Origin of the sequence: Streptomyces sp. NPDC088730 (genome assembly GCF_044751215.1) — a bacterium.
Taxonomy (GTDB): Bacteria; Actinomycetota; Actinomycetes; order Streptomycetales; family Streptomycetaceae; genus Streptomyces.
The window spans coordinates 311,664-324,642 of the sequence record NZ_JBIVLK010000008.1 but is presented as its reverse complement, the minus strand read 5'-3'; the positions used below and the strand labels follow the sequence as shown (position 1 = coordinate 324,642).

Sequence of the window (12,979 nt, the reverse complement as noted above, 5' to 3'; positions counted from 1 at the left end):
GGCCCTCCTCTCGCCTCTGCCCGCTCCCCCACACAGCTGGAGTACACATGCACCGGAGAAGGATCCTTCAGGGCGCGGCGGCCACGGCCGCCGCCACGCTGCTCCCCGCCTCCGTGCGGGCCACCGCGGCGGCAGCGGCCGGCAGCACGGACTATCCGTCGGCCCACTGGGCACCCGCCTCGACTTCCAACTACACCGTCTCGAAGCGCCCTTCGGCGTATCCCGTCCAGTACGTGATCATCCATGTCACCCAGGAGACCTTCTCGGACGCGGTCGCGATCTTCCAGAATCCGGCGAAACAGGTCTCCGCGCACTACGTCGTCCGCTCGGTGGACGGCTACATCGACCAGTGCGTCAGGGAGCAGAACATCGCCTGGCACGCGGGCAACTGGGACTACAACACCCGGAGCATCGGCATCGAGCACGAGGGCTACGTGGACCAGCCCCAGTACTTCACCGACGCCATGTACGAGAAGTCGGCGCTGCTGACCGCCTCGGTCTGCGACCGCTACGGCATCCCCAAGGACCGCGCGCACATTCTCGGCCATGTGGAGGTCCCGGGCACCGACCACACCGATCCGGGCCCGAACTGGGACTGGGTCCGGTACATCCGCCTCGTCAACCTCCTGGGAACGGGCTGAGCGACAGCCGGGCGGCCCGGTTCGGGTCCGTCCGATCTGCCCGCCGCACCACGGTTGTCGCAGGCCCCCGCTGCGACGACGATGGGGGTGTACGGCACCCCTGGACGGGAGGGTGAGTTGACGGACCCCTGGCTGGCCCTGGCAGCCGACGCGGACCCCGGTGAACGGCTCGGCGAACTGCGCCACGCGCACGAGGTGTTCACCGCGGCCGGCCGCCTTGAGCGGCCGGTGCGCCCGGTGGTGGGCGAATCCTGGCGCCGCTCCGCGCGGGCCCGCGTCTGCCCGGACGGCGCCGCGCTCGTCGATCTGGACGCCGACGACGTCGGCCCGTACCGGGAGTCCCATCCGCTCGCCCGCGCCATGCCGGTGATCCGGGAACTGATGAGCGCCTACGCGACGGACGGGGAGCACCTGCTGGCGGTGTGCGACGCGCACGGCAGGCTGCTGTGGGTCGAGGGGCACCCGGTGACCCGACGGCGGGCCGGCCGGATGAACTTCGTGGAGGGCGCCCGCTGGGCGGAGTCCGTCGCCGGGACCAACGCGCCGGGGACGGCCATCGCCGTGGACCGCCCGGTCCAGGTGTTCGCGGCCGAGCACTTCCTGCGCCCGGTGCAGCAGTGGACGTGCGCGGCCGCGCCGCTGCACGACCCGCACACCGGACGGGTCCTCGGTGCGGTCGACATCACCGGCGGGAACGGTCTCGCGCATCCGCACAGCCTGGCGTTCGTGCAGGCCGTCGCCCGCGCCGCCGAGTCCCAACTGGCCCTCCTCACGCCGCTCCCGGCCGCCGGGACCGTACAGCTCAGCGCGCTCGGCAGGAACGAGGCGGTGCTGACCGTGGCCGGCCGGGCGCTCCGCCTCAGTCCGCGGCACAGCGAGATCCTGGTGGCGCTGGCCAGGCGCCCCGAGGGCATCGGCGGCGAGGAACTCCTGGTCGAGCTGTACGAGGACGAGTCGGTCACCCCGGTGACGCTGCGGGCCGAACTCTCCCGGCTGCGCCGGCTGCTCGGCCCCGATCTGCTGCTCTCCCGCCCCTACCGTCTCGCCTGCCGCGTCGACGCGGACTTCGACACGGTCGCACGCCGGCTGGCCTCGGGTGCGGTCGCCTCGGCCATGAGCGCCTACGCGGGCCCCCTGCTGCCCGGTTCGCAGGCCCCGTCGGTCGTGCGGCTGCGGCGCCGGCTCGACGATTCGCTGCGGGCCGCGCTGATCGCACGCGGCGATCCGGGGCTGCTGGCCGACTGGGCGTCGAGCCCGTGGGGCGAGGACGACCTCCCCGTGTGGCGGGCGCTGGCCGCGGCCGCTCCCGCGGCCCAGCGGCCGGCGCTGCTCGCCAGGGCCAGGTCGCTGGACGCGGAACTGCGCTAGGCGTGCTGTTCCTGGAGGTTGGGTGCGGTGACGGTGATCACCGCGCCCAGTCTCCGTGGACAGCACCCCTGGGGTCTTGCTCGCGGTACGCAACGGGGTTGCAACGTCGCGCTGCCTAGCCTCGCGCCGAGGGCCGCCCAACGGCGGGCGGCACCGGATCCGGGAGGCCACAGAGATGACCCGTTACGCTGCGCCGGGCACCGAGGGCGCGATCGTCTCGTACGAGTCGCGCTACGACCACTGGATCGGTGGCGCCTACGTACCGCCGGCCCGGGGCCAGTACTTCGAGAACCCGAGCCCCGTCAACGGCCGCCCGTTCACCGAGATCGCCCGCGGCACCGCCGAGGACGTCGAGCTGGCCCTGGACGCGGCACACGCCGCGGCACCGGCCTGGGGTGCCACGTCGGCGGGCGACCGGGCCTTGGTCCTGAACCGGATCGCGGACCGGATGGAGGCTCGTCTGGAGGAACTGGCGGTCGCCGAGAGCTGGGAGAACGGCAAGCCGGTACGGGAGACCCTGGCGGCCGACATCCCGCTGGCCATCGACCACTTCCGTTACTTCGCGGGCGCGCTGCGAGCCCAGGAGGGTTCGCTCAGCCAGCTCGACGAGGACACCGTCGCGTACCACTTCCACGAGCCGCTCGGCGTGGTCGCGCAGATCATTCCGTGGAACTTCCCCATCCTGATGGCAACCTGGAAACTGGCCCCGGCCCTCGCGGCGGGCAACGCGGTGGTCCTCAAGCCGGCCGAGCAGACCCCCGCGTCCATCCACTTCTGGCTGAGCCTGGTGGCGGACCTGCTTCCGGCGGGCGTCGTGAACATCGTCAACGGCTTCGGCGCGGAGGCCGGCAAGCCACTGGCGTCCAGCCCGCGCGTCGCGAAGATCGCGTTCACCGGGGAGACCACGACGGGGCGGCTGATCATGCAGTACGCCTCCGAGAACATCAAGCCGGTGACCCTGGAGCTGGGCGGCAAGTCCCCGAACATCTTCTTCGACGACGTCTGGTCGGCCGACGACGACTTCCGCGACAAGGCCCTTGAGGGCTTCACCATGTTCGCCCTCAACCAGGGCGAGGTCTGCACCTGCCCGTCCCGGGCACTGATCCAGCGCGGCCACTACGGCGAGTTCCTGGAAGCCGGCATCGCCCGCACCGAACAGATCGTTCCGGGCCATCCACTGGATACGGACACGATGGTCGGCGCCCAGGCCTCCAACGACCAGCTCCAGAAGATCCTCTCCTACCTCGACATCGGCCGGCAGGAGGGCGCGAAGGTCCTCACGGGCGGCGAGCGGATCGAGTACGACGGGGAGCTGGCGGGCGGCTACTACGTGCAGCCGACGATCTTCGAGGGCGACAACCGGATGCGGGTCTTCCAGGAGGAGATCTTCGGACCGGTCGTCGCCGTCACGTCCTTCTCGGACTTCGACGACGCGATCCGCACGGCGAACGACACCCTGTACGGGCTCGGGGCGGGTGTGTGGACCCGCGACACGAACACCGCGTACCGGGCGGGCCGGGCCATCCAGGCGGGCCGGGTCTGGACGAACTGCTACCACGCCTACCCGGCACACGCGGCGTTCGGCGGGTACAAGCAGTCCGGGATCGGCCGGGAGAACCACCGGATGATGCTGGAGCACTACCAGCAGACGAAGAACCTCCTCGTGTCGTACTCGCCGAAGAAGCTCGGGTTCTTCTAGGGAGACAAGGAGCGGTGCCTGACCAGGCATGTCGCTGGTCAGGCACCTGGCGCTCGGTGCGTTACCGACCGGGAGCGATCCGCCTGGAAGCTCCCGGTCGCTTCCGGACCCGTCCCGCTCCGGGCCGGCTGAGAGGGACTACCGGCGCGGGTCATGGCCCGCGCCACCTCGTGCGCGGTGTGTGCGAAGAGCTCGATCGCCCGGCTACCGCCGTCGGACCGCCACATCAGGCCGTATCCGAGGGGCTCGCCGCCTTCCACCGGTACGTACACGACGCCGGGACGGCCGTGGTAGAGCGGCATATGGGCCCCCGCCAGCAGTGCCCCCTGGCCGCCGGCGACCAGGGTCAGCGCCTCCTGGATGTTGGTGACGGCCGGTCCCTGCTCGATCGGAAGGCCGCCCGGTGTGTGCGTGGGCCGATGGTGCTCCTTCCAGTACTCCGGAACGCTCCCCTCGACGGTCAGCAACGGCACACGGGCCAGCTCCTCCAGCGTCACCGACCTCCGCCCGGCCAGCGGGTGCCCGGACGCGACGGCCAGTACCCTGCTCTCGGTGAGCAGCGTGGGCCCTCGCGTCAGATCGGCCTCGCGTCCGGGAAAGTCCGTCAGCTGAAGGTCGTACTCCCCTCTGCGCAGCATCCCGTACGGATCCGAGAGCGGCACCTCGCAGACCTCCACGGCGAGTTCGGGGTGGCCGGCGCGCAGTCGCCCGGCCGTCCGCATCACCATTTCTCCCGCCAGGGGCGTGGAGAAGCCCACGAACAGCGTTCCCCCGATGAGGCGCCCCGCGGAGACCGCGCGGGCCAGCGCCTCCTGGAGACCCAGGTAGTGCGGTTCCAGGTCGTCCCGGAGCCGTACGCCCAGCTCTGTGAGGGCGACCCGGCGGCTGGTCCGCGTGAACAGGGGTGCACCGACACGCCGTTCCAGCCGCTGGATGAGCTGGCTCACCCGGGCGCGCGAGAAGTGCAGGCGGTCCGCGGTACGGCCGAAGTGCAGCTCCTCGGAGAGGACGAGAAAGGAACGGAGCTCGTTCTGGTCCACGTGCTTCTCCGGGGGCGTGGGGAAGGGGGATCGGTAAGTCTGGCTGAACAACCGTTGCGATCATCGCTGTTGTTCCCGGATACGCCGTGGCGAAGGCTGGAGGCACCGAAAACGCCTCGTACTCCGGAAGGAGTCCATCGTCATGAGTTCCCTGAGCCCCGCAAAGGACATGGACGCGCGCAAGTGGGGCATCCTGCTCGTCCTGTGCGGCGCCATCTTCCTCGAAGGCGTGGACGTGGCCATGCTCAACGTGGCGCTGCCGTCGATCCGTGCCGATCTCGGCCTGTCCACCAGCGAGCTGCAGTGGGTGATGAGTGCCTACGTCCTCGGCTACGGCGGCTTCATGCTCCTCGGCGGCCGGGCGGCCGACCTGTTCGGGCGGCGTCGGATGTTCCTCGCCTGGCTCGCCGTGTTCCTGCTCTTCTCCGGGCTGGGCGGCCTCGCCACCGAGGGATGGACGCTGGTCCTGGCCAGATTCACCACGGGCGTCGCCGCCGCCTTCATGACTCCGGCGGGCCTGTCCGTCATCTCCACGGGATTCACCGAGGGACCGCAGCGGAACAGGGCGCTGCTCATCTACTCGGGCACGGCTGCCGGCGGGTTCACGATCGGGCTGGTGGCGGGCGGACTGCTCACCGCGATCGGCTGGCGGTGGGTCTTCTTCGCCCCGGTGGTGCTGTCCTTCGTCATCCTGGTCGCCGCAGCCGTTCTCGTTCCCCGGTCGGGGCGGCCCGACCGGTCGGGCAAGCGCCTCGACGCGGCCGGGGCGCTCACCGTCACCGCCGCCCTCGTGCTGATCGTGCTGGGAGTCGAACGCGCGGCGCACACCGGGATCGTCCTCAGCCTGGCCACGCTTCTCGCCGGACTGGGGCTCCTCGGGATCTTCCTCTTCCTCGAACGGCGGGCCGCCGAGCCCCTGGTACGTCTGGGTATCTTCCGCAGCGGCGTCCTGGTGCGGGCCAATCTCGTCGCGATCCTGTTCGCGGCCGGATTCTTCGGATTCCAGTTCCTGGTGGTGCTCTACCTCCAGGAACTGCGCGGCTGGACGACGCTCCGGACGAGCTTCGCGATGCTGATCATGAGCATCGACGCCGTTCTCTCCCCGACCCTCACCCCCCGGCTCGTCGCCCGCTTCGGCAACGCGCGGGTGATTCTCGGCGGCCTCGTACTCGGAGTGCTGTCTTATGGCTTGTTCCTTCCGCTGGGAGCCGACTGGAGTTACGCGGCGATGGTTCCGAGCTTCCTCCTCCTCGGGCTCTGCTTCGCCCTGGCGTACGGCCCGCTCACCATCGTGGCCACGGAGGGGGTCGCGGACGAGGAGCAGGGGCTCGCGGGCGGCCTTCTCTACACCGCCTTCCAGTTCGGTGCCGCCGTCGGGCTGTCGGCCGTCACCGCCGTCAGCGTCGCCGCAACCCGGGGGGACACGTCCGCCGCTGTGCTGGACGGCTACCGGGCCGCCCTGCTCGTCCCGTTCGCGACGGCCGTCGCCGCGGCGGTCATCGGGTCCTTCGGCCTCCGGGCACGCCGCGGCGGGGCGCCGCCCGCCGCCGGGGGCGGGCTGACCGGGACCGCCGCGGTCCCGGTCAGCCGCTGACCGCCACGCGTCCGCCGCTCACTCCGCGGCTGCCAGGAGCGTCGTACGGGCTCCCAGCGCGGCGGAGAAGCGGTCGGTCACCTCGGCAAGGGCCTCGGCGGAGCCCGGGGCCACGGTCAACGCGCCGTCGTGGCCGACGCTGATGTCCTTGTCGAGCGTGAACCACCCCGGCACGATGTGGGCGGCGCCCATGGAGCTCAGCACGGGGCGCAGCGCGTAGTCGATCGCCAGGACGTGGGCCAGGCTGCCGCCGGTGGCCAGCGGCAATACGGTCTTGCCGGTCAGCGCGTACTGGGGAAGCAGATCGAGCAGCGACTTGAGCAGCCCGGAGTAGGCGGCCTTGTAGACCGGGGTGCCGATCACCACCCCGTCCGCCTGCTCGAAGAGCTTGGTGGCCGCGACGATCTCCGGATGGCCGAACTGCGCGCCGAGCAGCGCGTCCGCGGGCAGAGTGCGGACCTCCAGCGAGATCACCTCGTGCCCCTGGTCCCTCAGCCGGCCGTCCAGGTCACGCAGCAGCCGGGCGGTTCGGGAGGTCGGGGAGGGGCTTCCGGAGACGGACAGGACGGTGGCCATGAGGGCACCTTTCTGGTCGGGGGTTCGGAGGGGCCGGACGACGGGTCCGGCGGGGCACGGCTTCGGACGGTGTGACCGGACGGCGGCACTCACCAGTCACTGGACTCGACCGCGATCACGGAGGTCAGTCCGTTGCGCAGGGTCTCCAGGAACGTGATGATCTCGGCCGCGACCGAGCGGTGCTGGAGGTCGTTCAGGACATCGTGATGGGCGTCCCGGACCACCGAGAGCCGGGCCCGGGAAAGGGACTTCGCCGTACGGGCCACGGCATCCCGGTCCGCGAGCGGATCGGCGTCGCCCACGAGGACCAGCGCCGGGACGCCCACGTCGCCGCCGTAGGCCGCCGTGAGCAGGGCGTCCGGCACCGCGTCCCGGAGGGAGCCCCGCCGGACCCCGGCGTCCTCGGTGAGCGTGCCCCGGTGTGCGGGACAGGAGGTGCGTACGTCGAGCTCCTCGTCCCAGTCGCCGGACACGGCGGCCGTGTGCCCCGGGAGCCCCGCGAGCACGACGGCCTCCGGCCGCCGGGCGGCAGGGGTCTCCTCCTGGCCGAGCAGCGCGGCGACCGCGGCCGCGCCGGTGTCGGCCCCCACGAGCACGACGGGGCGGACGACACCGTCCCGTGCCGCGGTCCCTTCGAGCGCCGCGGCGAGCCGGGCACCGAATCCGGCCAGCGAGCCGGTCAGGTCCTCGGCGTCGATCTCCGGCGCGTCGATGATCCGGACCCGGTAGGCGTCGGCGGCGAGGCGCCTGCCGAACCGGGCGTAGGCCGCCCGGGTCTCCCCGCGGCCGGGCACCACGAGGACGGTGCCGCGGACGCGGAGGCCCTCGGGGCCGAAGTGGTCGCTGTACTCGGGCATTTCAGACTCCTGCGGGTTCGGTGGCGGGTTCGGCCGCGGTGGCGGCCCGGGGCTTCCAGCCGAGGGCCGGTGCCACCTCGGTCGCGATGAGTTCGAGGGCCCGGATGGCGGCGTCGTGGTCGGGGACCGCGGGGTTGAACTGGGTGATCAGATCCGTCGCGACGGGCAGCACCTGCTCCTGCCGGAGCGCGGTGACGATCTCCTCGGGAGCGCCGTGGAACGAGTGGAATCGCCGCAGCGCCTCTTCCCTGTCCAGCCCCCTGGGGAAGGAGCCGCTCTCCGCCATGCGCAGGGCGGCCCGGTGGACGTCGTCGCCGATCTGCCGGAGCGCCGTGCGCTTGTCCTTGGCGGGGAAGACGAACCGGGAGAGGCCTATCCGTGGCCGGCGAGGCCGGTCCCAGGCGGCGAGGAACGCGTCGGCCCAGGGGCGCTGCACCTCGTCCGTGGGCGCGTCGAAACCGTAGGCCGCCCGGTTGAGGAGCAGGTTCGAGCCGCCGGCGGCGGCGTACTGCGCACCGCTGCCGCTGAAGACGCCCTGCCAGATCCGGTCGCCGAAGCCCCCGGCAGCCGGCTGGATACGGAAGCCGGCCGCACCCACTTCCCCGTTGGCCAGGGCCGTGCGCAGAACATGGAGGTTCTCGCTGGTCAGCTCGCGCCTGCGGTCGAAGTCCCTGCCGAGGGCGGCGTACTCCGCGGCGGCTGCCCCGCTGCCCACGCCGATCTCGACGCGTCCGCCGCTGAGCAGGTCGACGGTGGCGACATCCTCCGCGAGGCGGACCGGGTCCTCCAGCGGGAGGATGGTGATGGCGGTGCCGAGCCGTATCCGGGTGGTCCGTGCCGCGGCGTGCGCCAGGAAGGGCCAGGGTGAGGACAGGCCGCCTCCGCCCCGGGTGACGTGGTGCTGGGCGACCCAGCCGACGTCGAAGCCGAGTTCGTCGGCGGCGACGAAGAGTTCCTGGGCATCGCGGTACGTCCGGGCCAGGTCGCCGCCCCGGCCCTGGACGTGGGTGAGGAAGCCGAGTCTGAAGCGCGGTGTCTCGTCGGTCATGAGGTGAATGCCTTTCAGCGATCAGGCGTCGTCAACAGGGCGTCCGCGGCCGGGCCGTGGGACGGCCCGGAGCTGTGGGCACCCGGCGTGCTCAGTCGCGTACGAGCTCGCGGTCGAGCGCGTGCCGGTTGGCGGGGACCGGCAGGCCGAGGTTGCCGCGCAGCGTGTCGGCCTCGTACTCCGTGCGGAACAGACCGCGCTTCTGGAGGAGCGGAACCACGCCGTCCACGAAGAGGCTGAGGTCGTCGTTGTTCCGGAAGGCGAGATTGATGCCGTCGAAGGTGCCGGCGTCGAACCACTGCTCGATGGTGTCGGCGACGGTCTCCGGGGCACCGACGAACGGCGAGCGGCGGAACGCGTTGACCGACTCGGCGACCTGGCGCAGCGTCAGGTTCTCCGTGCGGGCGCGCTCGATGATCTTCGCGGCGCCCGTACGGCCGCCCTTCTCCGCGAGGTGGGAGACGTCCGGGAAGGGGGCGTCCAGGTCGTGGCCGGAGAAGTCGTACGCGCCGAAGGAACGGCCCAGGAGCGCGAGGTTGCTCGCGAAGTCGTTGTCCTCCTCGAAGATCTCCCGTTCGCGGTTCCTGGCGTCCTGGTCGGTCGCGCCGACGATCGGGCCGCCGTGGATGAACACCTTGATGTGGCCGGGATCGCGGCCGTAGGCCGCGGTACGCCGCTTGATGTCGGCGTAGTACTCCTGTGCCTGTTCCAGGGAGCCGCCCGGGGCGTAGATGCCCTCGGCCACCCGCGCGGCGAGATCGCGCCCCTCGGGCGAGACCCCGGCCTGGAAGATGACCGGCTGGCCCTGGGCCGAGCGGGAGATGTTGAGCGGGCCGGCGACCTTGAAGTGCTCCCCGGAGTGGTCGAGGGCGTGCAGCCGGGCCGGATCGAGGAAGACACCGCGGTCCACATCGGCGGGGAAGGCGTCGTCCTCGTAGGAGTCCCACAGACCCCTGGCCACCTCGACGAACTCCAGCGCCCGGCCGTACCGGGTCGCGTAGTCCAGGTGCTCGTCCAGACCGTAGTTCCTGGAGGTGCCGGTGTCGAAGCTGGTCACCACGTTCCATCCGGCGCGCCCGCCGCTGATGTGGTCGAGGGAGGCGAAGCGGCGGGCGAGGTTGAACGGCGAGTTGTACGTGGAGCTCGCCGTGCCGACCAGGCCTATGTGCTTGGTGTGGGTGGCGACCGCGGACAGGAGCGTGAGGGGCTCCAGCCGGTTGAGGTAGTGCGACGGGTAGGTGCTGTTGATGAACTGGCTGTCGACGATGAAGAGCGCGTCGAAGAGCGCGTGCTCGGCCGCTTGCGCCTGCCGGATGTAGTAGTTGATGTCGATGCTGGCGTTCTTGGCCACGCGCGGGTCCTTCCACAGACCGTGCTGTCCGGGGCCTCCGACGCCGTAGGGGTGCAGTGCGAGGTGGATCGTGCGGGACATCGCTGTTCCTCTCAAGGAGTTCAAGGAGTTCAAGGAGTGTTGTGGGGGCGGGTTGTACGGGTGACGCCGTGCTCAGGCGTTCAGCAGCGCGCGCAGGGCCTCGCGCTCGGACCGGTCGGCCGCGCCCGTGCGCAGGGTCGGTGCCGAGCTGACGAGCAGTCGGGTATAGGCGTGCCGGGGGTGGTTGATGACGTCCGGAGAGGAGCCGACCTCGACGAGTTGGCCCCGGTAGAGCACCGCGATGCGATCCGCGGTCCCCGCCACGGACCCGAGGTCGTGGGAGATGAGGACGAGGGCCACGCCGGTGGCTCGTAGCTCCTTGAGGATTTCCAGTACCTTGACGCGGTTGGCGGAGTCCAGCGCGCTGACCGGCTCGTCGAGGATGACCAGCCGGGGCCCGGTGACCAGCGCCCTGGCCACGGCGACACGTTGGCGCTGGCCGCCGGAGAGCTCGCCGGGCAACCGCTCGAACAGTTCTCCGGAGAGGTGGACGCGGTCCAGGAACGACCGTGCCCGCGCGGTCGCCTCCTTACGCGGTACGCCCTGGACGAGCAGGGGTTCGGTCAGGGAGTCCTCGACGGTGAGATCGGGGTCGAGGCTGCGCAGCGGGTCCTGGAAGACGTACTGGACGACGCCGCGGCGGCGCAGGGCGCGCCACTGGCGGCGGCCGTAGGCGCTCACGTCCTGCCCGTCGATGAGGACCGTTCCGGCCGAGGCCGGAACCAGCCCGAGAACGGCGCGGGCGAGGGTGGACTTGCCCGATCCCGTCTCACCGATGACGCCGACGGTCTCGCCGGGTGCGACGCTCAGCGAGACTCCGTGCAGGGCGTGGCGGCGCCGGCGGCCCCGTCCGTAGCGCACGTCCAGTCCGCTGACGTCGAGCACCGGCCCGGCGTCTCCCCCACGGCCGGCTGCCGCTGCCTCCGCTTCGGCGAACTCGGCGGTCATGATGCCTCCTTGGGGGTGAGGAACTTCTCCAGGCCGTACTGGTTGTGCTCGGCGATGAGCAGCCGGGTGTACTCGTGCCGCGGATCGTGGAGCACCGCCCGTGTCGGGCCGTGCTCCACCACGTCGCCCTGCTTCATCACGAGGACCTCGTCGCACAGCTGGGCGACGACGGCCAGGTCGTGGGAGACGACCACGAGCGCCAGTCCGGTCCGTTCCCTCAGCTCGGCGAGCAGATCGAGGATCTCGGCCTGGACGGTGACGTCGAGGGCCGTGGTGGCCTCGTCCGCGATGAGGGTGCGCGGTTCGACGGCGATGGCCGCCGCGATCAGGACGCGCTGGAGCATGCCTCCCGACAGCTCGTAGGTGTACTGGCTGTAGACGAGTTCCGGGTCGCGCAGACGTACCGCCCGGAGCAGTTCGACGGCCCGGTGCCGTGCCTCGCGCCGCTTCAGCCCCTGCTTGGCCCGCAGGACCTCGGCGATCTGGGCGCCCACCCGGATCGAGGGGTTGAGGTAGGACGCCGGGTCCTGGAAGACCGCGCCGATCGTGGCGCCGCGCAGGGCCGTCCACTGCCGGGACGTGAGGGTCGCGATGTCGGTGCCGGCGATCTCTATCGAGCCGCCGGATACCTCGAAGTGCGCGGGCAGGATGCCGAGCGCGGCCCGGCAGGTGAGCGTCTTGCCGCTGCCGGACTCACCGACGATGCCGACCGCCCTGCCCGGTGTGAGGTCGAAGGTGACGCCGTGCACGATCTCCCGGTCGGTGACGCGGTCGCTGATGCGTACGTCGCGCAGGGAGAGCACCGGCTCGGCCACCGGGCCGGGCCTGGCGGCGGTGACGGCGGGCTCGGCCCGCCCGGGAGCGGTGTTCTGGGACACGGTCGTCACAGGGAACCTCCGGTGGGTACGGGACCGCTCCGCTCCAGGCGGTTGGCACGGGCCTTGCGGTTGTTGACCAGGGCCCGGCCGGCCTCGCCGGAGACATCGCGGATGGCGTCGGCGAGGAGGTTGCAGGCCCAGACGGTGACCATGATCAGCAGCGCGGGCGCCACCGGTGCCCACGGCTGGTGGCTGAGGTAGCCCAGGTCGGAGGCGAGCAGCCCGCCCCAGGTGGGCGCCGGGGGCTGGACGCCGATGCCGAGGAACGTCAGGCTCGACACGATGACGAAGCCGACGCCGATGGTCTGTGCGAGTGCGATCGCGATCGGCGGGAGCACCTTGACCCAGACGTGCCGGCGTACGACCCAGCCGACCGAGGCACCGGAGATGATCGCGGCCTCGACGTACGGGGAGCGGGCGACGGCCAGCGTCGCCGCGCGGGACACCCGGTAGAAGAGGGGCGATACCAGCGCTCCGGTGACGAGCATGGCCTGGGTGAGGCCGTTGCCCAGCAGGGCGATCACGGCGATGGCGAACAGCAGGAACGGCAGGGCCACGAGTGTGTCGGCAAGGCGGAGGGTGAACCACTCGAAGGCCCGGCCGAGGTAGACCGACAGGATGCCCGGCACGGCGCCTACGACCAGGGCCGTCAGCGCGACCTCCAGCGAGCCGAGCACGCTGACGCGCGAGCCGTCCAGCAGCCGGCTGAGCACGTCGCGGCCGAGGTAGTCGGTGCCCAGCCAGTGGGCGCCCGAGACATCGGCGAGCGGGTTGTCGCTGGTGGCCAGGGGATTCTGCGGGGCGAGCCACGGTCCGAGTACCGCGAGCAGTGCGATCACCACGAGGATGACGACGGCGATCCGGCCGGACACGAGTGCGAGCACGCGGCGCACCATGG

Annotated in this window: 12 protein-coding genes; 4 read left to right on the top strand and 8 right to left on the bottom strand. The window is 71.5% G+C overall.

The window, feature by feature from the left end; all coding sequences use genetic code 11:
- Positions 1 to 47 precede the first annotated feature (47 nt).
- The 3 genes from ACIP89_RS24840 (at position 48) to ACIP89_RS24830 (ending at position 3,708) form a co-directional block, all read left to right on the top strand.
- On the top strand, positions 48 to 641 hold the full coding sequence (locus ACIP89_RS24840) for an N-acetylmuramoyl-L-alanine amidase (protein WP_401926150.1): 594 nt from the start codon (positions 48 to 50) through the stop codon (positions 639 to 641).
- A gap of 117 nt (positions 642 to 758) precedes the next feature.
- Positions 759 to 2,009 carry a GAF domain-containing protein gene (locus ACIP89_RS24835; protein WP_402116764.1) on the top strand — a complete coding sequence of 417 codons (1,251 nt, stop codon included), beginning with the start codon at positions 759 to 761 and terminating at the stop codon, positions 2,007 to 2,009.
- 175 nt (positions 2,010 to 2,184) lie between these two features.
- Positions 2,185 to 3,708, top strand: coding sequence for an aldehyde dehydrogenase family protein (locus tag ACIP89_RS24830; protein ID WP_402116762.1), 1,524 nt, complete (start codon positions 2,185 to 2,187; stop codon positions 3,706 to 3,708).
- A gap of 38 nt (positions 3,709 to 3,746) precedes the next feature.
- Here the strand turns inward: ACIP89_RS24830 and ACIP89_RS24825 are convergent, their stop codons facing one another.
- Positions 3,747 to 4,748, bottom strand: coding sequence for a LysR family transcriptional regulator (locus ACIP89_RS24825; RefSeq protein ID WP_402116760.1), 1,002 nt, complete (start codon positions 4,746 to 4,748; stop codon positions 3,747 to 3,749).
- A 142-nt stretch (positions 4,749 to 4,890) separates the two neighbouring features.
- Here ACIP89_RS24825 and ACIP89_RS24820 point away from each other — a divergent pair, with 142 nt between their 5' ends.
- Positions 4,891 to 6,342 carry an MFS transporter gene (locus ACIP89_RS24820; protein ID WP_402116758.1) on the top strand — a complete coding sequence of 484 codons (1,452 nt, stop codon included), beginning with the start codon at positions 4,891 to 4,893 and terminating at the stop codon, positions 6,340 to 6,342.
- Positions 6,343 to 6,360: 18 nt separating this feature from the next.
- Here the strand turns inward: ACIP89_RS24820 and ssuE are convergent, their stop codons facing one another.
- The 7 genes from ssuE to ACIP89_RS24785 all read right to left on the bottom strand — a co-directional run bounded on the left by ssuE (position 6,361) and on the right by ACIP89_RS24785 (position 12,977).
- Positions 6,361 to 6,918 carry an NADPH-dependent FMN reductase gene (gene ssuE, locus ACIP89_RS24815; protein ID WP_401924150.1) on the bottom strand — a complete coding sequence of 186 codons (558 nt, stop codon included), beginning with the start codon at positions 6,916 to 6,918 and terminating at the stop codon, positions 6,361 to 6,363.
- Between the two features lie 89 nt (positions 6,919 to 7,007).
- Positions 7,008 to 7,775: an alpha/beta hydrolase gene (locus tag ACIP89_RS24810; protein ID WP_402116756.1), complete on the bottom strand. Its 768-nt coding sequence runs from the start codon at positions 7,773 to 7,775 to the stop codon at positions 7,008 to 7,010.
- A gap of 1 nt (position 7,776) precedes the next feature.
- Positions 7,777 to 8,823, bottom strand: a complete 1,047-nt coding sequence (locus tag ACIP89_RS24805; RefSeq protein ID WP_402116754.1) for an LLM class flavin-dependent oxidoreductase — start codon at positions 8,821 to 8,823, stop codon at positions 7,777 to 7,779.
- 91 nt (positions 8,824 to 8,914) lie between these two features.
- Entirely contained in the window at positions 8,915 to 10,255 is a 1,341-nt protein-coding gene (locus tag ACIP89_RS24800) for an LLM class flavin-dependent oxidoreductase (protein WP_401926164.1), read from the bottom strand.
- 72 nt (positions 10,256 to 10,327) lie between these two features.
- Positions 10,328 to 11,203 carry an ABC transporter ATP-binding protein gene (locus tag ACIP89_RS24795; protein ID WP_401926166.1) on the bottom strand — a complete coding sequence of 292 codons (876 nt, stop codon included), beginning with the start codon at positions 11,201 to 11,203 and terminating at the stop codon, positions 10,328 to 10,330.
- The gene (locus ACIP89_RS24790; protein WP_401925537.1) at positions 11,200 to 12,018 is read right to left on the bottom strand and encodes an ABC transporter ATP-binding protein; all 819 of its coding nucleotides are present in this window, start codon (positions 12,016 to 12,018) and stop codon (positions 11,200 to 11,202) included. Before ACIP89_RS24790 ends, ACIP89_RS24795 begins: the two co-directional genes overlap by 4 nt.
- 68 nt (positions 12,019 to 12,086) lie before the next feature.
- A complete protein-coding gene (locus ACIP89_RS24785) occupies positions 12,087 to 12,977 on the bottom strand; it encodes an ABC transporter permease (protein WP_402116752.1) in 891 nt (296 codons plus the stop codon).
- Between the last annotated feature and the right edge of the window lie 2 nt (positions 12,978 to 12,979).

What these genes read in the sequence shown, in the direction of transcription:
- ssuE (WP_401924150.1), bottom strand. Translation starts at nt 6,918, where the DNA reads ATGGCCACCGTCCTGTCCGTCTCCGGAAGCCCCTCCCCGACCTCCCGA.
- ACIP89_RS24805 (WP_402116754.1), bottom strand. Translation starts at nt 8,823, where the DNA reads ATGACCGACGAGACACCGCGCTTCAGACTCGGCTTCCTCACCCACGTC.
- ACIP89_RS24810 (WP_402116756.1), bottom strand. Translation starts at nt 7,775, where the DNA reads ATGCCCGAGTACAGCGACCACTTCGGCCCCGAGGGCCTCCGCGTCCGC.
- ACIP89_RS24830 (WP_402116762.1), top strand. Translation starts at nt 2,185, where the DNA reads ATGACCCGTTACGCTGCGCCGGGCACCGAGGGCGCGATCGTCTCGTAC.
- ACIP89_RS24795 (WP_401926166.1), bottom strand. Translation starts at nt 11,203, where the DNA reads ATGACCGCCGAGTTCGCCGAAGCGGAGGCAGCGGCAGCCGGCCGTGGG.
- ACIP89_RS24840 (WP_401926150.1), top strand. Translation starts at nt 48, where the DNA reads ATGCACCGGAGAAGGATCCTTCAGGGCGCGGCGGCCACGGCCGCCGCC.
- ACIP89_RS24785 (WP_402116752.1), bottom strand. Translation starts at nt 12,977, where the DNA reads ATGGTGCGCCGCGTGCTCGCACTCGTGTCCGGCCGGATCGCCGTCGTC.
- ACIP89_RS24800 (WP_401926164.1), bottom strand. Translation starts at nt 10,255, where the DNA reads ATGTCCCGCACGATCCACCTCGCACTGCACCCCTACGGCGTCGGAGGC.
- ACIP89_RS24820 (WP_402116758.1), top strand. Translation starts at nt 4,891, where the DNA reads ATGAGTTCCCTGAGCCCCGCAAAGGACATGGACGCGCGCAAGTGGGGC.